18 protein-coding genes, 1 tRNA gene and 1 other RNA gene are annotated in these 18,256 nt (G+C 31.8%); 8 read left to right on the forward strand and 12 right to left on the reverse strand.

The genetic code is table 11. The annotated features are described in order from the left end of the window. Nucleotides 1–133 precede the first annotated feature (133 nt). Nucleotides 134–1,207 carry a nicotinate-nucleotide--dimethylbenzimidazole phosphoribosyltransferase gene (cobT, locus tag ACP5FO_RS06640; RefSeq protein ID WP_428110104.1) on the forward strand — a complete coding sequence of 358 codons (1,074 nt, stop codon included), beginning with the start codon at nt 134–136 and terminating at the stop codon, nt 1,205–1,207. Nucleotides 1,208–1,213: 6 nt separating this feature from the next. On the opposite strand, the gene ACP5FO_RS06645 is transcribed toward cobT, so the two are convergent. From ACP5FO_RS06645 to ACP5FO_RS06670, 6 genes are read right to left on the reverse strand one after another with little or no spacing between them, the layout of a single operon-like run. Next, a complete protein-coding gene (locus tag ACP5FO_RS06645) occupies nt 1,214–2,335 on the reverse strand; it encodes a hypothetical protein (RefSeq protein WP_428157231.1) in 1,122 nt (373 codons plus the stop codon). Nucleotides 2,336–2,371: 36 nt separating this feature from the next. After that, entirely contained in the window at nt 2,372–3,577 is a 1,206-nt protein-coding gene (locus tag ACP5FO_RS06650) for an argininosuccinate synthase (protein ID WP_428110097.1), read from the reverse strand. 4 nt (nt 3,578–3,581) lie between these two features. Further along, nucleotides 3,582–4,508, reverse strand: coding sequence for an ornithine carbamoyltransferase (gene argF / locus ACP5FO_RS06655; protein ID WP_025391846.1), 927 nt, complete (start codon nt 4,506–4,508; stop codon nt 3,582–3,584). Beyond that, nucleotides 4,508–5,146 carry a hypothetical protein gene (locus ACP5FO_RS06660; RefSeq protein WP_428110093.1) on the reverse strand — a complete coding sequence of 213 codons (639 nt, stop codon included), beginning with the start codon at nt 5,144–5,146 and terminating at the stop codon, nt 4,508–4,510. Before ACP5FO_RS06660 ends, argF begins: the two co-directional genes overlap by 1 nt. Further along, nucleotides 5,134–5,868, reverse strand: coding sequence for a Rossmann-like domain-containing protein (locus ACP5FO_RS06665; RefSeq protein WP_428110090.1), 735 nt, complete (start codon nt 5,866–5,868; stop codon nt 5,134–5,136). The genes ACP5FO_RS06660 and ACP5FO_RS06665 overlap by 13 nt, the downstream gene beginning before the upstream one ends. Further along, nucleotides 5,855–6,163 carry a thioredoxin family protein gene (locus ACP5FO_RS06670; protein WP_428110086.1) on the reverse strand — a complete coding sequence of 103 codons (309 nt, stop codon included), beginning with the start codon at nt 6,161–6,163 and terminating at the stop codon, nt 5,855–5,857. Before ACP5FO_RS06670 ends, ACP5FO_RS06665 begins: the two co-directional genes overlap by 14 nt. A gap of 86 nt (nt 6,164–6,249) precedes the next feature. Between ACP5FO_RS06670 and ACP5FO_RS06675 the strand changes: the two genes are divergently transcribed. The 6 genes from ACP5FO_RS06675 to ACP5FO_RS06700 are packed head-to-tail and all read left to right on the forward strand — an operon-like array spanning nt 6,250 to nt 11,874. Further along, nucleotides 6,250–7,122, forward strand: a complete 873-nt coding sequence (locus ACP5FO_RS06675) for a damage-control phosphatase ARMT1 family protein (protein ID WP_428110083.1) — start codon at nt 6,250–6,252, stop codon at nt 7,120–7,122. Beyond that, entirely contained in the window at nt 7,116–8,252 is a 1,137-nt protein-coding gene (locus tag ACP5FO_RS06680) for a ribonuclease HII (protein WP_428110079.1), read from the forward strand. The genes ACP5FO_RS06675 and ACP5FO_RS06680 overlap by 7 nt, the downstream gene beginning before the upstream one ends. Continuing rightward, on the forward strand, nt 8,200–9,660 hold the full coding sequence (locus ACP5FO_RS06685) for an AAA family ATPase (RefSeq protein WP_428157232.1): 1,461 nt from the start codon (nt 8,200–8,202) through the stop codon (nt 9,658–9,660). The genes ACP5FO_RS06680 and ACP5FO_RS06685 overlap by 53 nt, the downstream gene beginning before the upstream one ends. Further along, entirely contained in the window at nt 9,657–10,382 is a 726-nt protein-coding gene (locus ACP5FO_RS06690) for a pyridoxine 5'-phosphate synthase (protein ID WP_092128259.1), read from the forward strand. Before ACP5FO_RS06685 ends, ACP5FO_RS06690 begins: the two co-directional genes overlap by 4 nt. A gap of 29 nt (nt 10,383–10,411) precedes the next feature. Beyond that, nucleotides 10,412–10,702, forward strand: coding sequence for a holo-ACP synthase (locus ACP5FO_RS06695; RefSeq protein WP_428157233.1), 291 nt, complete (start codon nt 10,412–10,414; stop codon nt 10,700–10,702). Further along, nucleotides 10,687–11,874: a bifunctional folylpolyglutamate synthase/dihydrofolate synthase gene (locus ACP5FO_RS06700; RefSeq protein WP_428157234.1), complete on the forward strand. Its 1,188-nt coding sequence runs from the start codon at nt 10,687–10,689 to the stop codon at nt 11,872–11,874. Before ACP5FO_RS06695 ends, ACP5FO_RS06700 begins: the two co-directional genes overlap by 16 nt. Here the strand turns inward: ACP5FO_RS06700 and ACP5FO_RS06705 are convergent. The 6 genes from ACP5FO_RS06705 to ACP5FO_RS06730 all read right to left on the reverse strand — a co-directional run bounded on the left by ACP5FO_RS06705 (nt 11,871) and on the right by ACP5FO_RS06730 (nt 14,558). Next, nucleotides 11,871–12,203 (reverse strand): 4Fe-4S dicluster-binding protein, encoded by a 333-nt coding sequence (locus tag ACP5FO_RS06705; protein ID WP_428110064.1) that lies wholly within the window; start codon nt 12,201–12,203, stop codon nt 11,871–11,873. The two genes, ACP5FO_RS06700 and ACP5FO_RS06705, sit on opposite strands and share 4 nt — an antisense overlap. 16 nt (nt 12,204–12,219) lie before the next feature. Then, nucleotides 12,220–12,795 (reverse strand): recombination mediator RecR, encoded by a 576-nt coding sequence (gene recR, locus ACP5FO_RS06710; protein ID WP_428110060.1) that lies wholly within the window; start codon nt 12,793–12,795, stop codon nt 12,220–12,222. Beyond that, nucleotides 12,792–13,115 (reverse strand): YbaB/EbfC family nucleoid-associated protein, encoded by a 324-nt coding sequence (locus ACP5FO_RS06715; RefSeq protein ID WP_428110057.1) that lies wholly within the window; start codon nt 13,113–13,115, stop codon nt 12,792–12,794. The genes recR and ACP5FO_RS06715 overlap by 4 nt, the downstream gene beginning before the upstream one ends. Nucleotides 13,116–13,119: 4 nt before the next feature. Next, complete coding sequence (gene dnaX / locus ACP5FO_RS06720) at nt 13,120–14,346, reverse strand: DNA polymerase III subunit gamma/tau (RefSeq protein ID WP_428110053.1); 1,227 nt, start codon at nt 14,344–14,346, stop codon at nt 13,120–13,122. A gap of 23 nt (nt 14,347–14,369) precedes the next feature. Beyond that, nucleotides 14,370–14,463: signal recognition particle sRNA small type (ffs, locus tag ACP5FO_RS06725), an RNA gene on the reverse strand. Nucleotides 14,464–14,481: 18 nt separating this feature from the next. Further along, a tRNA-Arg gene (locus ACP5FO_RS06730) sits at nt 14,482–14,558 on the reverse strand. Between the two features lie 134 nt (nt 14,559–14,692). Between ACP5FO_RS06730 and metH the strand changes: the two genes are divergently transcribed. After that, entirely contained in the window at nt 14,693–18,178 is a 3,486-nt protein-coding gene (gene metH, locus ACP5FO_RS06735; RefSeq protein WP_428157235.1) for a methionine synthase, read from the forward strand. Nucleotides 18,179–18,256 lie beyond the last annotated feature (78 nt).

Consider the following 18,256-nt stretch of genomic DNA (forward strand, 5'->3'; position numbering starts at 1 on the left):
CTGGAACATCCGATATTATGATGGTTATTATTGCAAGGGCTGCAATAGGGTAAATATTAGTTATATATAATATTGACAAAATTAAAAAGTAATAGTAAAGATAAGGTAGGTTTTTTAAAAAAAGAGGTTTAAAATGGAGTTAAAAGACATAGTATACAACATTACACCGATCAATGATGATGTATTAGAGAAAGCAAAAGAAAAAACTTCACGACTTATTATGCCATATAGAGCTCTTGGATATGTAAATGATATATCCGAAAAATTATGTGCTATTTACTCAACACTTGAGCCAAAAATAGAAAATAAAGGCATTTTTGTAATGGCAGCTGATCATGGCGTAGCCGAAGAAAATGTTAGTGCATATCCGCAAGAGGTTACTTGTGAAATGATAAAAGCTTTTATTGAAGGCGTTGCTACAATCAATGCACTTGCAAGGCTAAACAATTGTTTTACCATAGTTGCAGATGTTGGAAGTTTATGCGATTGGAAAAATATTTCAAACTTACAAAAAAGCACTCTTATAGTAAATAAAGTTAAAAACGGCACAAACAATTTTACAAAACAGTATGCAATGACCAGAAAAGAAGCTATACAATCCATAATGATTGGCTTTGATATTGCAAATAAATATATACATTCTGAAAAATTAAATCTTATAGCAACAGGTGATATGGGTATCTCAAATACAACAGCAGCTAGTGCAATTGGAGCTTGTATAACAAAAAATGAAGTAGAGCTTATGACAGGACAAGGCACACTCATTACAGATGAAATGCTAAAAAATAAGGTTTTAATAATTAAAAAAGCCATAAACCTTCACAAACCAGATCCAGATGATGCCATAGATGTATTATCAAAAATAGGAGGCTTTGAAATTGGCGCAATAGCAGGCGTTATTTTGGCTGCTTGTTACAATAAAATACCTGTAGTTATTGATGGACTAATTTCTACATCTGCAGCGCTTTTGGCTTACAAATTAAATCCAGTAACAAAACAATATATGTTTGCTGGACATTTATCGAAAGAAAAAGGCCATAATTTAATGCTTTCTTATCTTGACTTAAAGCCGATATTACAGCTTGATATGAGGTTAGGCGAGGGCAGTGGTGCAGTGCTATCCATGCCAATTATTGAAGCAGCAGCTAAAATCATCACAGAAGTTGCTACGTTTGAGCAAGCCCAGGTAAGCAAAAGCAATTTGTAATTTACACTACTTAATAACTTTTTCTAATGCGTCGCAAAAATCACTTGTATAAATAAAATTTGTCTGGGGCAATAAAAATATTGTTTTATCTTTTAAACCAAAAAAAACATGCTGGGCTAGATAATTACCAATAGCAGTTTCTATAATTTTATAATCAATACTATTATTTTCAAATATTCCAAGAATTTTAAATATTAAATCTTTACTTTTGTACTCAAATTTTTCAAGCTTTAGAGGAAAATCGAATTTTTTTAATGTGGTTTTTGGGCTACAAAATGGTTTTTGAAGGCAAAGCCTGTAAAAAGTCCTGTTTAGGCGTTTCCATTTTTTTGCATAAAGCGTATCAAAATCATCGATTGTTTCAATAAAAAATTTACCTAAAGGCTTCAATGAAAAGAATTGTCCAATAATTGCACTATAAACGGCAAATGGATAATTATCTGTAACTATATGCAAAAAGCCGTTTTGTTTTAATTTGTCTGTAATTTTTTGAAATGTAATTTTATTGAAAATTGAGTGTTTGATTCGATAAAGCTTAAACCACGGTTCGGGGAAGTTCACATAAATATTATCAAAAGAATTGTTGTCAAATAAATCAATCACGTGGTTACAATCATAATTCAAAAGTTTTACGTTATTTAGCTTTTCATTGCAACAACGATTTAGCGCAAAAAGAAAATCTTTACCGTAAACTTCAATACCCAAAAAAGACTCTTTTGGCTTTTGTTTTGCAAGATTTATCAAAAACTCACCACGACCGAAACCAATTTCTAAATTATTAATTGATTCTTTGTTGTATGTAAGTATCTTTTGTGGGTAAACGCTTTCATAACAATCGCAAAATTCTATATTTGTATTTGTATGTTCAAGATTATGTGAAACTATTTCGCAATTTAAATTATCTGCGATTTTTTTTGCAGTATCTAAAATTGCATCCTTTAATTTATCTGTAATAATAGAGCGAGTAGCTTTGTTTAGCTTAATAATAAGCAAATCTTGTTTTTTGTAAACATCCAAAAAGCATCTAAATTCATCCAGAGGTAGTATCCCTTTATTTTTATACCTGAAGATATTAACACATTCTATATCATTTAAATTTTTATTGGTTTTTATTATTGCATGAGGCATATAAATGTAGATAGGGGCACATTTTGCCCCTATAGCTTACTTTTGTGAATATTTTATGCTTGCCATTACTTTCAAAGGCAAACCCCAGATATTGCAAAATCCCTCGCCATCTTTATGTTTAAAAGTATCAGATGCTTCATAGGTAGCAAGGTTTTTATTGTAAATAGAATATGGTGATTTTCTTGAAACTGCCGTTACAGAACCTTTATATAGCTTTATTGTAACTTCGCCTGTTAAATTTTCACACAATTTGTCAGCAAAAGCATCTAAAGCTTCTCTTAGCGGTGAAAACCACAAACCATAATATACAAGTTCTGAATACTTTATAGAAAGCTGATCTTTAAAGTGCATTGCTTCTCTATCTAAAATTAACTGTTCTAAAGCTCTTTTTGCTTCAAGCAAACTTACAGCAGCTGGCGCTTCGTAAACTTCTCTCGATTTTATCCCAACAAGCCTGTTTTCAATCATATCAATCCTGCCAATACCATGTAAGCCTACAATGTGATTTAGTTGTGTTACCAGATCAACAATTGGCATTTTGTTGCCATCTATGCTTACTGGAATAGCTTTTTCAAAACCAATTGTTATGTATTGTGGCTTATCTGGCGCCTCAAGAGGATTTTTTGTTAGAGAAAAGATATCTTCTGGAGTTTCTTGTTCCGGGTCTTCTAAAATACCTGCTTCAATTGCCACACCCCAGATGTTTCTGTCAATTGAATAAGGTTTTTCTTTGGTAATTGGAATTTCAATATTGAATTTTTTAGCGTATTCAATTTCTTCTTCTCTGGATTTTAACTCCCAGTCTCTAACAGGTACAAGCACTTTAATATCCGGCTTAAGCGCAACAGCAGAAACATCAAATCTTACCTGATCATTACCCTTGCCAGTTGAACCATGTGCTATAGCGTCAGCACCTTCTTTTATTGCAATCTCAACGAGCTTTTTTGTAATAAGTGGCCTGCCAAGTGCAGTAGCAAGCGGGTATTTATTTTCATACAGTGCATTCATTTTAAAAGCTTTCATTACATAGTCTTCTAAAAATTCTTTTCTTAAATCTTCTACATAAGCTTTACTTGCACCGGTTTTAAGCGCTTTTGCTTTAATAGGTTCAAGCGGTTCATTTTGTCCCAAATCTGCAGTGTAGGCTATCACTTCACAATTATACTTATCCATTAACCATTTAATTATAACTGATGTGTCAAGCCCTCCAGAATAAGCTAAGACAACTTTTTTTACACTCATAGTGTTACTCCTTATTTATTAAATTAAAAATTATTGCCATTTGGGTATATAATCGATTTTCTGCCTGGTTAAATACCACAGAATGTTTGCCATCAATAATATCGGCTGTAACTTCTTCATTTCTATGAGCCGGCAAACAATGCATAAAGATAAAATTACTATCTGCAAATGAGCATAGTTTTTGATCTATCTGAAATTTTTTTAATATTGAATGTTTTTTTTCTTTTTGGTCTTCCTGCCCCATAGAAGTCCAAACATCTGTGTAAACGACATTTGCACCGCTTAGAGCTTCTATTGGATCATCAGTTATAATTATATTTGAGTTTGTTTCTTTAGAAATCTCAATGGCTTCTTTTACAATTAAACCGCTTGGGCTATAGTCTTTTGGACAGGCAATTGATATATCAATACCAAGCATAGCGCAATGCAAAAGTAAAGAATTTGCCATATTATTTCCATCGCCAACATAAGCTAATTTTATATTATGAAAACTACCAAAATGCTCCTTTATAGTTAACATATCTGTCAGACTCTGACAGGGATGCAACAGATCACTTAACCCATTTATTACAGGAGAGCTTGAGTTTAGTGAAAAATCAATTAACCTTTGATGCTCAAATGTGCGTATCATTATAATATCACAATAACTTGAAATTACTTTTGCTGTATCCTCTATTGTTTCGCCTCGACCAAGCTGTATATCTTTTGAAGACAAAAAGATTGTCTGTCCTCCAAGTTTTTTAAAGCCAGCCTCAAATGAAACTCTTGTTCTTGTGGAAGATTTTTCAAATATCATTGCCAGTATAAAATCTTTAAAAGGTTTAAATTCTTGTCTTTTTTTAATTTTTTCTTTTATTTGCAAACCAAAATCGATAACTTTAAGGGTTGTTTGTATATCAAAATCCGTTGGGCTTAAATAGTGGTGAATCATTAAACCTCCTTAAAAAAGCAAAGCCTCTTTAGATTAATCATACTTACAAAAGCACTTTGGGGGCCAAAAAAAATAACAAGCCTATTTGCATTATCCATTGACGATATTTCTAAAATATCATCTGCCCACGGCTTTGTAAGGCAATACCCATTACACAATACCAAAAAATTGTTTGCAATGCAATCAAAAATACGCTCTTGAAAAGCATTTTCTTGAAAATTTAAAAAATTTATTTTAAAACCATACTTATTTAGAATCTCAAAATTACTTTCAAGATTATCAATAAAACACATGCTTAAATTTGAGCCATAACGCTTAAAAAACCTGTTTCCCATCTCATTAAAGCAAAACTGATTATTTTTGCAAAAAATTGTTGAAGGCTCTTTATTGTAAAAATTGACAAATGCATTCAAAAAACCTACAAATAGCTCTTTATTTTTATCGCTATCAAGATCTAAGCCCATTATTTGCTCAACACTTAAAGTTTCTTTTATATCGCCAAATGTTAAACCTTCGCTTTTTGCACCCAAAAAATATGTACACAGGCAATTTTCTTTTGTTTCAAAAAAAACCATTTTGTCTAAAAAATCTTGAATTAATGGCAAAATTTTGTTTTTTGCTTGATTTAAGATCTGCATAAAACACACTCTTTTTTTGTATATTTTGAAATCAACCTTGTTCCTGCTGCAAGGCTAATTAGCGTTTTAATTTTGTCTTTATCGATAACACTTATCCCGCACAAATGCGTAGCTTTGGTATTTAAAAATACTTGATCAGACATTGTACATGTAGCACCTAAAATAATGTTATACCTTGCACTAGAAAAATTTAATATGCTATCAATTGTTTTATTTACAAGTGTTGTTGCAGAAATTATTGCAATATCGCAATTTTTCAACTCAAAATAACTTGCCCAGTCAGGAAGTGATTCAAACCTTGGATCCCTTTCTATAATTTTTAAACTTTTCGCTCTTTTTTTAATGCTTTCAATAATTGGTGCAAAATAGCCTACCATTACAACAGTGTGCTCTTTTTCAATGAGATTTAAAAAATCAGAATAATTTTCTTGCGGCTTATTCAATATAGCATTTGCGCAGGCTATAGCAAGAGCACTATCAAGCAAATTGTATGAAAAAATCCCATTTAATAGTTCTATAGCTTTTTTACCTATAATTTTTTCACCTATATCTAAAACATTGCAACTTGCATGGTTTAGTTCTTTTGCAAATGTATACGAAAGCCCACAAAAAGCCCTATTAAGCTCAACACAGGTATAACCAAGTCCAATTCTTATATCGCTTATTTCCAATTCAAGTGCTTTTTGTCTTGCTGTTTCATAAATTGCTTCATGGATATACATAATTTTGTACTCTTTCTATATAATCTAAAACTTCATTTAATGAAAATACACCGCTAAAAACATTGATTTGTTTTTTTTCAAAATAAATGGCAATTGTTGGTGCACTGTAGATATTTGTTACAGATACGATTTGAGGTAAATTATCTATGTAAACTTCAAAAAAGTCATCTCTATCTTTTAGTTTAAATGATAGGGCTTTGCATGTTGAGCAACTGTTTGAGCTAAAAAGTATACCAACTAATGGTTTGCTATCAATTGCCTTATTAAAGCCATCCAATGAATCAATTACTTTCATAGGCTTGTAATATTAGCATAAATTTGTAGTTTTGTAAAATTAAAACTATTCTTTACTTAAAATTTTTTTGTAGTATAATACTTTTTGTGAAAGTAAAACCAGAGTGTTTTGTTTGCTTTGTTTCGCAAGCTATTAGAGCTACAGAAATCATCAGCAAAAAAGACGATGATGCCATAAGGGCTTTAAAAAATGTAGCAAAAGTATTATCTGAAACTGAATATAATGTAGCACCACCTTTAATATCAGAGTTTGTGTATGGCTCTATAACAAAAACACTTGACCATGACGATCCATACAGTGAAATTAAAAAGAAATACAATAAAATAGCGCTTAACTATGTAGATGATCTAAAACGCTACATTGAAGACTCAGATGATAAATTGCAAGCCGCAATAAATATTTCTGTTGCAGGAAATATAATTGATTTTGGCTCTCAAATAGAAAAATTCAACATAAAAGAAACACTTAACAAGGCAATTAATGAAGGTTTTTTGGTTAACGATATTGAAGATTTCAAATTAAAAATAACCAAAGCTAAAACATTGCTTTTTTTAGCAGATAATGCAGGAGAGATTGTTTTTGACAAACTGCTTTTACAAACCATAAAAAACCTTTATCCAAATTTAAATATCTACATTGCCTTACGAGGAAAACCAATAATAAATGATGTAACCAAAAATGACATTGAAGGTTTGGGTTTAGAAGAGATAGGAACACTAATTGAAAGTACAAAGCCAACACCTGGTTTCTGGCCTGATTACTGTGATAATCTATGCAAAAAAATCTATAAAAAAGCTGATGTTATTATATCAAAAGGGCAGGGCAACTTTGAAACACTTTCAGAGTTTGACGACGATAGGGTGTTTTTTTTGTTTATAATAAAATGTTCGGTTGTGGAAAAATACCTTAACAAACCTAAATACTCACATATATTTGCCAAAAAAAGTTCTCTATGCTAATAGCGGGCGTTGATGAAGCAGGAAGAGGTCCATGGGCTGGACCAATTGTCAGCGCTGTTTGCATTCTGCCAAAAAAGCTTGATCTAATAGTAAAAGACTCAAAAGTTTTAACGCAAAAAAAACGTGAAGAAATTTATAAAATACTTACCAGACACTCAATATATGGCATTGGAATTGCTACTTGCAAAGAAATAGATAGATTTGGCATTGTAAAAGCCTTTGAGTTATCAATAAAAAGAGCACTCCTGTTCATGCCCAAAAAGCCAGATTTATTATTGATAGATGGGAAAGATCACTTAAATTTACCGGTCAAATTTAAAAGTATCATAGATGGGGACTCAAAAATAGCCTGCATATCAGCAGCATCTATTCTGGCAAAAGTAAGTCGAGACCACCACATGATACTTATGTCTCAAAAATATCCAAATTATGCATTTGATCAACACAAAGGATATGGCACAAAAAAGCATATCGAATTATTGGAAAAGTTTGGCATATGCGATATACACAGAAAAAGTTTTGAGCCGATAAAACAATTTATAAATGGTACATTTAAACCAAAATTACTGCTTCATGCTTGTTGTGCGCCATGTGCAACAAGTGTAATAGAGCGCTTAAAAGAAAAATTCAGGCTTAGCATATTTTTTTTTAATCCAAATATACAGCCCAAAAAAGAATATGAGCTTAGATTAAATGAAATTACTGAACTTTGCAAATATCATAACTTAGAGCTAATTATACCAGAATACAAACCCACAGAATGGTTTAAAAAAGTAAAATTATACAAAAACTATCCAGAAGGTTCTAAAAGATGCACAGTATGTTATGCTTACAGATTGTACAAAACTGCTTTTTTTGCCAAAAAACATAATTTTGAGTACTTTACAACCACATTATCCGTAAGTCCTTTGAAAAAATATAACACAATATTACATATTGGTAAAACACTTGAAAGTCTAAATGTACGTTTTTTTGAGGAAGATTTTAAAAAGAAAGACGGCTTTAAACGCTCCTGTGAGCTTTCCAAAAAATTTAATTTCTATAGACAAAATTATTGCGGTTGTGTATATTCTTACCATGAATCAATTAATAGAAAACTTAAAAAACAAGCTCAAAGCAACGCTAATTGAAACACACATATCTTATGTTTTAGTAAATGAGATTGTTTACAAAATAAAAAAAAGCGTAAATTTTGGTTTTCTAGATTTTACAAGCCTGCAAAAAAGAAAATACTATTGCGAAAAAGAAGTTGAATTAAATAGCAGATTTTCACCCGATTTATACTTAGGGGTTGTGTCAATTACAAAAAACGCAGATGAATTTTTTATATCAGGTCCTGGTGAAGTTGTAGAATACGCAGTTGCCATGAAAAAGCTTCCGCAAGATAAAATGATGGATGTGTTGCTTGAAAAAGATAAAGTCACACTGGAAGATATAGACAAACTATCAAATATTATAGCAAACTTTCACAAAAATGCTCAAACAAATCCACAAATAAGTGAATTTGGCAAAAAAGAAAACATAAAAATCAATACAGACGAAAATTTTAACCAAACAATCAAAGCACAAGGTACTTTTTTAACAAAACACCAGTTTGAATCAATTAAAAAATACACAAATGACTTTTTAGATACGTATGATTGGCAAAAACGCATTGTAGAACAAAAAATTAAAGATTGTCATGGTGATTTGTACTCCCACAATATTTGCCTTGCCGATAAAATTTACATATACGACTGTATAGAATTCAACGACCGCTTTAGATACTCTGATGTTGCAAGTGATGTAGCTTTTTTGCTTATGGATTTAGAATTTCACAACAAACAAAATTTATCTGATTTTTTTTTGCAAAAATACATTGAATATTCAAAAGATCATTCTATCAAAGAAGTGCTTGATTTTTACAAAACATACAGAGCCTATGTAAGAGGAAAAATTTATTATTTTGAAAATAAAAAAGAGCTATCTAGTAAATATTTTGATCTATCTTATAAATATATTGATAAAAAGTATAAACCGATACTTATTGCGATGGTTGGCTTGACTGGCTGTGGCAAAAGCTATTTTAGCGAAAGGTTATCGCAAAAACTCAACGCAAAGGTTTTTTCATCTGATATTGTTAGAAAACAGTTATTTTCTGGAAATACAAACGGTTTTGAAAAAGGCATTTACAGTACCTATCACACACAGGTAGTATATGAAAAATTAAGCCAGCTAGCTTACGAAGCTTTAAAAGATGGTTTTAATGTTATACTTGATGCAACCTACATAAAACATTCACAAAGACAAAGTTTGGTAAATACGATAGAAAAACTTGGAATAACGCCTAATTTTGTTTTTCTTGATCCCGATGAGCCAATAATATTCAAAAATCTTGAAAAAAGAAAACAGGAAAAAAGTATTTCAGATGGCACAGTTGATATATATTTTAAACAAAAAGAAATATTTGAAAAGCCAGAAAATGCCTTAATTATACACTCAAACGAAGAAAATAGTCTAAATTATGTATTAAAAACCATTTTGGAGGCTAAAAAATGAGGCTTGGAATTAATATTGACCACATAGCAACACTAAGACAGGCAAGACTGGGTATAGAACCAGAGCCAATCTATGCAGCTTTAATTGCTCAAGAAGCCCTTGCTGATAATATTACAATGCATCTAAGGGAAGATAGACGCCATATCCAGGAAAATGATTGTATATTGGTTAAAAATACAATCAAAATTCCACTCAACCTGGAAATGAGCATAGAAGAGAAAATAGTAAATTTTGCTTTGAATCTTGTCCCATATCAATCAACACTTGTGCCTGAAAAAAGAAAAGAACTTACAACGGAAGGTGGTCTTGATGTAATATCTAACTTTGAAAAGTTAAAAGAAGTAATAGATAAATTGCATTCAAAAAATATACTTGTAAGTTTATTTATTGATCCAGATAAAAAACAAATTGAAGCAGCAAAAAAGCTTAATGCAGATTCAATCGAAATTCACACAGGTGAGTATGCAAATGCACCGCTATCTCAAAAACTTCAATTCGCAAATACAATTAAAGATGCAGCTATTTTTGCAAAAAGTCTTGGGCTTTGCGTCCATGCAGGGCATGGCCTGAATTATCAAAACGTTAGTCTGATTGCAAAAATCAAAGAAATTGAAGAATTAAATATAGGTCATTCTATTATCTCAAGAGCTGTTTTTTGTGGCTTGAAAGAAGCTATAATTCAAATGAAACAAATTATTGAAAAAGCCAGATGGTTGGCATAGACATAGAACAAACCAAAAGATTTGAGCTAATGCTTAAAAAATTTAATAAAAAAACGCTACATAGGATTTTTTCTCAAAAAGAATTAGATTATTGTTTTTCAAAAAAATTCCCACATATCCATTTGTGTGGCAAGTTTTGCGCAAAAGAAGCTTTTTTTAAAGCAACTAACTTAAAAATACCTCTAAATAAAATAGAGGTTTTAAACGATAAAAATGGTGCAGTGCAAATTTATGTTGAAGATAAAAAATTTAATGCAGATGTTAGCATATCACATACAAGTGAATATGCTGTGGCAATTGTTTTATGCAAAGCTACGTAAAACTCAAAAAAATTTTAGATAACCTGCAACCATATTCTATTAAACTCGGTCTTGAGCGCATAAAAGCGTTGCTAAAAGCTCTATCTAACCCGCAAAATTCTTTTAAAAGTATATTGATTGGCGGCACAAACGGTAAAGGCAGTGTTGCGCAAATGTTAAATGATAGTTTTTTACAAAAAGGTTACAAAACTGGATTGTACACTTCGCCACATCTAATACTATTGAATGAACGCATTAAAGTAAACAACGCTTGCGTTGATTTTGACTTGTTGCTTGATTTGGCACTTCAAATAGAACCTTTAGCCAGAGAATTTGATGTAACCTACTTTGAGTTTTTGACTGCTTTGAGTTTTTTGGCATTTAAGAAATTAAAGGTAGAATATGCAATTTTGGAAGTTGGCATGGGCGGTGAGTTTGATGCAACAAATGTTGTAGAGCCAATTTTAAGTGTTTTAACAAGCATATCTTTCGATCACACAGAACATTTAGGGAAAACAATCGAAGAAATAACAAAAACAAAAATGGCCATTATTAGAAAAATAGGTGTAATTGGTAAAAATTCTCCTAATGTCATAAATTTGATCAAACAATCTTCCAATGCTGACCTTTATTTTGTTGATGAAATATATCTAAGCCGTGCAAAACAATTTGACTTGAATTTTCTAAAATGCGATTACGAAAAAGAAAACCTCGCATGTGCGTTTTTGGCCATTGACTGCTTAAACAAATATTATAATTTGGGATTGGACGCACAAGCTATAAAAAACACATATTGGCCTGCACGTTTTGAAATTATAAAATCAGCTAACAAAACATTTATAATTGATGGTGCACACAATGTAGATGGAGCAAATAGGTTTTTAGAATGTGCAAAAAAAATAAAAGGCTCAAAAATACTAATTTACTCAAGCCTGAAGCAAAAAGAATATCAAAAAATTTTAAATATGCTTTCTTTCTATTTTGATGAAATTATAATAACAAAAACAAACAATCGAAATTCAATTGATAAAGAAGATATCAAATTTGAAAACAAAAATTATAAATTTTTAGAAGACGCAAATATCACTTTACTCTATGCGCAACAATCGAATTACGAAAATATTTTTATAGCGGGTTCTCTTTATTTGGCAGCTTTGGCAAAAGCCTGTATGTTAAAAGAAAACCTACCTTAAACCTTAAATACCTCAAGCCTTATAACATCCAGGCCTTTTTCTTGTACGTCTTTTTCAAGCGCCATAACAAGCGATTTTGGCTTTGTAGGACAAACTTCAACGCAAATACCGCAGCCTTTGCAATGATGATAATCTATGCCTGCCATTTTTTCATCTTTATCCAAAACTATAGATGCATCAGGGCAATACTGCCAGCAAAACAAACAATTTATGCATGTTTTTTCATTCCAAATAGGACGTTCAACACGCCATGAGCCTGTTTCAAAGTTTTCAATTTTTTCTTCTTTTGATTCAATTTCTATAATTTTACTTAAATTTAATACATTCATAAAACGCTCCTAAGTTTTAATAAGGTATCCTGTTTTGAAATGCATTTTGTAATGTTATTTTATCAAGTGAATCGATGTTGTAACCAACAGGTACGCCAGAAGCAGGTTTTGTTATTTTTATATCTTTTGGTAATATTTCTATAATATACTGTGCGGTCAGATTTCCTTCAATGGAATCATCCAACATTAAGATGATTTCTTTAATATTTTGATCATATTCTTTTAGTTTATCTAAATTCAATTCTTTGGCATAAACACCTTCAATTGGTGAAATCAAACCCCATAAAACAAAATAAACGCCATTGTAAATATGCTGAGATTCTAAATTTAATAGTGTTTCTATTGTTTGTACAATACAAATAGTTGATTTATCGCGTGAGCTATCCATGCATATATCGCAAATATCATCTTCGCATAAATTGCCGCATATTTTACACTTTTTTAATTTAATGGTTAAATCAATATTTTTAATTATTTCTTTAGCATCATCAGGGTTGTTCATTAGCCACAAAGCATATCTAAGGGCACTTTTTTCGCCAATTCCTGGTAACTTTGATATTGATCCAATTAAATTTTCAAGACTCTTAATCATAAACCCGGTATATTCAAACCGCCAGTTAGAGCAGACATCTTTTCTTTAACTTTTTCTTTTGCCTTTCTTATAGCTTCATTTACACCAGAAAGCAACAAATCTTCAAGCATCTCCACATCATCGCTAAGCAATTCTTTTGATATTTTTATTTCAACAATCTCTCCATCGCCATTAGCACTTACGCTAATCATACCACCGCCCACACTTACTTGTGTGACCTCTTTTGCAGCTTCCTGCTGAATGCGTTCAATTTCTTTTTGCATTTTTTTTGCCTGACTCATGAGAGAACCCATATCTAAACCGCCAAAACCCTTTGCCATACAATCACCTCTTTGCTATTATTTCTGCATCAAACAGATCAATTACAATTTTTTCCAATCTATCCATCTCATTTGCATTGTTCTGTAAAGAAAGATTATGAGTTTCTAAAATATCTATGTTATCCAAAGTACTTTGTGGTTTTTCTTCAACACTTTGAGTGTTTTGCTGTATTTTTTTATCTGGATCTGCGCTGTATGTTTGTTTTATTATTTCTTCAATCTTTGTAAGGTTCTTTAAGCTTAGAGCTTTTTGAGTTGCTACTTGTAGTATTACTCTATCATCAACCTTATATTTTATTTGCAAAAAAGCATCATAAAAAATGTTTATAAAAGCTGTCTTTAATTCAAGATCGATACTAAGGGAAAGTAATTTTTCAAGTAAAAGCTCTATAAATGTTTCTACTTTTAAATTTTTCTCAAAAAGATAGTTTACTTTTTCAAAAGCCAGATTAGTGTTAAAACTAACAAGCGCATCAATAAATTCGTCGATTAAACTAAAATCAGCTACGCCAAGCACATCCGATACATCTTTTGCAGTGATATTGTCATTTTTATAAGCTACAACTCTATCTAAATAATTTTCTGCTACTCTAAAAGAACCCTGAGCTATTTGAGAAATTAGTTTTATACCTTCATCCTGCATATTTATATTTTCTGTTTCTAAAATTTTTTTTAACTTTTCATAGATTTTTTGCGGAGCGATTTTATTTAACTTAAAGATCTGACATCTTGATCGGATTGTTTGTGGAACTTTTTCTATATTTGTAGTTGCAAATATAAATTTCACATAATCTGGCGGCTCTTCAATTGTCTTTAAAAGTGCATTAAAAGCTTCTTCTGTTAACATATGCACTTCATCTATAATAAATATTTTATATCTTGCGCTAAATGGCACATATTTTATACTTTCTATAATGTTTCTTGCATCATCAATGCGCCTATTTGAAGCACCATCAATTTCAATTACATCAACGCTTTTGCCTTCTGCAATTGCTCTGCAATGCTCACACTCTCCGCATGGCTCTACTGTAGGGCCTTTTACACAGTTTAGTGACTTTGCTATAATTCTTGCAAGTGATGTTTTGCCAGTACCCATTGTTCCATAAAACAAAATAGAGTGATAAAGCCTATTTTGCTCTATAGCATTTTTTATAGTTTGGGTAACAATATCCTGACCGATTACTTCATCAAGGGTTTGAGGTCTATACTTTCTTGCAAAAACTAAATACATATTTTCTTCCCTTAGCGATACCCACCAATAAAGGTTACCTGCTGGGGGCTAATTTGCTACCGTTGCTTCCTTCCGGACCTGGCGGGGTTCGCAAACGCCCCTACAAGTAGCTTCAAAGGTGGGTATCGCTAAAAGTGGCGCGCCCAAGAGGATTCGAACCTCTGGCCTCAAGAACCGCAATCTTGCGCTCTATCCAACTGAGCTATGGGCGCTCAATACCCAACTCTTCGTCTTTGATTATATATTTAGTATCCACAAAAATCAAGCTTAACGGTTCGACACAAAAGTAATCCTATATTGTAAAACAATAATTTTTTTATATAATCAAAAAGCGGAGGTAAAAACTTTGAGATTTAAGGAAATAATAGGAAAACATTATTTGATATTAGATGGAGCAATGGGAACTTTGCTTCAAACATACAATTTAAAAGAATCAGATTGGGGTTTTAAAGTTGGTTGCAATGAAATTTTAAATATTACAAGACCCGATATTATAAAAGGTATTCATTTAGACTATCTTAAAGCGGGCGCTGATATTACAAAAACAAACAGCTTTGGAGCACTTCCGTGGGTACTTGAAGAGTACGATTTGCAAGACAAAACCTATGAAATAGCAAAAATGGCAGCAAAAAACGCCAAGACTGCCAAAGATGAGATTGAATTTACTCTTAAATGTCAAAAATTTGTTGCAGGATCACTTGGCCCTGGAACAAAACTTGCTTCGCTTAATCAAATTGATTTCGATACGATGTATGATGGCTATTTTTTGGCTACATCAGGCTTAATAGATGGGGGTGTTGATTTAATTTTACTTGAAACATTCCAGGACCCTCTGCAAATTAAAGCTGCGCTAAATGGTTGTTTTGATGCCATAAAAGACAAACAAAAAGATATACCTATAATGGTTTCAGCTACTATTGAATTAAATGGTTCTATGCTTATTGGTACCGATGTTGCTACACTTGCTGCAATACTAGAACCGTTTGATATACTAACCCTGGGTCTAAATTGTGGCAGCGGACCACTTCAGGTTGAAACACATTTAAGAAAACTATCTCAAAATTGGGGTGGCTATATTTCTATTCACTCAAATGCAGGATTGCCAGAAAATATTGCAGGTAAAGTATGCTACCCAATGGATCCAGAAAACTTTGCAAAAGCTGAAGCTAAATTTTGTGATATTGATGGTGTAAGTATAATTGGCGGCTGCTGTGGCACAACACCAAATCACATAAAAGCACTTCACGAAAAAATCAAAGACTTAAAACCCAAACCTCCAAAAGGGATTGCCCCAAAAGCACTTGCAAGTTTATACCAGTTTGAGCCACTTTTTCAGGAACCACCACCTTTTTTAATTGGAGAGCGTACAAATGCCACAGGTTCAAAGCAATTCAGAGACTTATTGTTAAAAGAAGATTATGATTCGATTTTATCCATAGCACAAGAACAAGCTTTAAGTGGTGCCAAAGCTTTAGATGTTTCTGTAAATTTTGCTGGCCGTAATGAAGAAAAAGATATGATAGAGCTAATAAGCCGCTTTAACCAAAAAATCTCAATCCCTCTAATGATAGACTCCACTCAACCAAATACAATTTTAAAAGCTCTAAAGCTTATTGGTGGAAGGCCAATTATTAATTCTGCAAACTTAGAAGATGGTACAGAAAAATTTGACAAAATTTGCGAGCTTGCAAAGAAATTTGGAAGCGCACTTGTTTTGCTAGCTATTGATGAAAAAGGTATGGCAAAAACAAAAGAAAGAAAGCTTGAAGTAGCATATAGAATGCTTGATAGAGCACTAAAAAATGGCTTAAGAAAAAGCGATCTGGTATTTGACCTTTTGACTTTTACCGTAGCATCAGCAGAAGAAGAATACAGAAGCGCCGCAAAAGACACAATTGATGCAATAAGCGAGCTAAGAAACACCCATAAAGAAGTAGGAGCCATTTTGGGAATATCAAATGTATCTTTTGGCTTAAATGTCCAGGCGCGAAAATACTTAAATTCTGTATTCTTGTATCATGCAGTTAAAAACGGCTTATCAATGGCTATTGTTAACCCAAAATCCCTAATCCCGTATCCATTAATAAATCCAGAAGACAGGCAAATATGTGAAAGATTAATCTTTAACGATTGGCAAGAAGGTGACCCATTAATTAAATTTATTGAACATTTTTCTAATGATAAAAAAATTGAAGAAAAAGAAACTTTAGAAAACCTGCCACTTGATGAAAAAATAAAAAAGCTCCTAATTAGCGCCCAAACAAATGAGCTACTAAAAGCAGCAGATGAAGCTTTGAAGGTTATGAGCGCTGACAAAATTATAACTGACTTGTTAATACAAGCCATGAAAACAGTAGGTGAGTTATTTGGTGAAGGCAAAATGCAATTGCCGTTTGTTTTAGCAAGCGCTGAAAGTATGAAAAAATGTGTTGATTATTTAAATCAATTTATGAGTAAAAAGCAGAAAAACAAACAGCTTACAATTGTTTTGGGCACTGTAAAAGGCGATGTGCACGATGTAGGCAAAAATTTAGTTGATATAATTTTTACAAATAACGGCTACAAAGTTATAAATTTAGGAACGCGCATAGAAGCTAAAAGCTTTATTGAAGCGGCAAAAAAATACAATGCAGATTGTATTGGCATGAGTGGGCTTTTAGTAAAATCAACAATTGAGATGAAAAATAATATAGAAGAATTTGAAAAAAACAATTTAAAAATACCTGTTTTGCTTGGTGGCGCTGCATTAAATAGCAAATTTGTCGATGAATATTGTAAGCCTATTTACAATCATGACGTATTTTACTGCAAAGACGCTTTTGATGGTCTCAAAGCTATGTCATCTATCGAAAATACTAAACAATCAAAATTTATGAAAAAAGCAAAAAAAATATCAATCAATGAAAATTCAAAAGAAATTTTGTTAGAAAACATCAATTTGCCACAAATTCAAGAAGTGCCAAAAGCACCTTTTTTTGGAAGAAAAGTTTTTGTATCACAAAAAATCTCAAATTACGATTATATGCAAAAACTCGCTTTTGATTGGATAAATAAAAACGCTTTGTTTGTGCGTGCTTGGGGTTATAAAAAGGCTAACTTAAGTGAACAAGAGTATCATAAATTGTACAAAGAAGAAATATTACCGAACTTTGAGAATTTAAAATCATTGCTTATTGAACAGAATATTTTTCAACCTCTTATAATATATGGATATTTTGTATGCAGATCTGATTCTTTATTAAAATTAAAAAATGGCAATATAAAAAGTGCATCTTTATATATACTTGACGAAAACTCATATGAGTTAACTGATCACGCCCCTTTCGAAAAAGCAAAAAATTTTACTAAGTTTATAATGGACTTTGAAAGAGTAGACCATAAACCATACCTTTGTTTAGCAGATTACTTTAGAAACGATGTTAACGATGTTGTAGCTTTAAGTTTGGTTTCTGCAGGACAAGAATTTAGTACTTATGAAAAAAAATTATTTGCCATGGGAGAATATAAAAAATATCATCTTATACACGGATTAGGTATAGAGTTAACTGAAAGTTTAGCAGAAATGGTACACAAGCAAATAAGAATTGAATTAGGCATTGCAAAAAACGAATCAACAAACTTAAGAGATGTAAATTATTCTATGAGGTCTTACCAGGGTGCAAGGTATTCACCAGGTTATCCATCATGTCCCGATTTAAAGTTAAATAACACTATATATAATTTGCTTCAACCAAAAGAATACGGTATAGAAATTACAGAAAATCACCAAATAGTACCTGAGCAATCAACTGTTGCTATAATTATTCACCATAAAGATGCTATTTACTTTTAGTAAGGGCAAAAAACCTTAGTCTTTTGCCCTTTATAGATAAGGAGGGATAGACTAAATCGAAAAGTGATACTTTTCTTT

The sequence above is a fragment of the Desulfurella sp. genome, from assembly GCF_049977265.1.
Classification (GTDB): Bacteria; Campylobacterota_A; Desulfurellia; order Desulfurellales; family Desulfurellaceae; genus Desulfurella.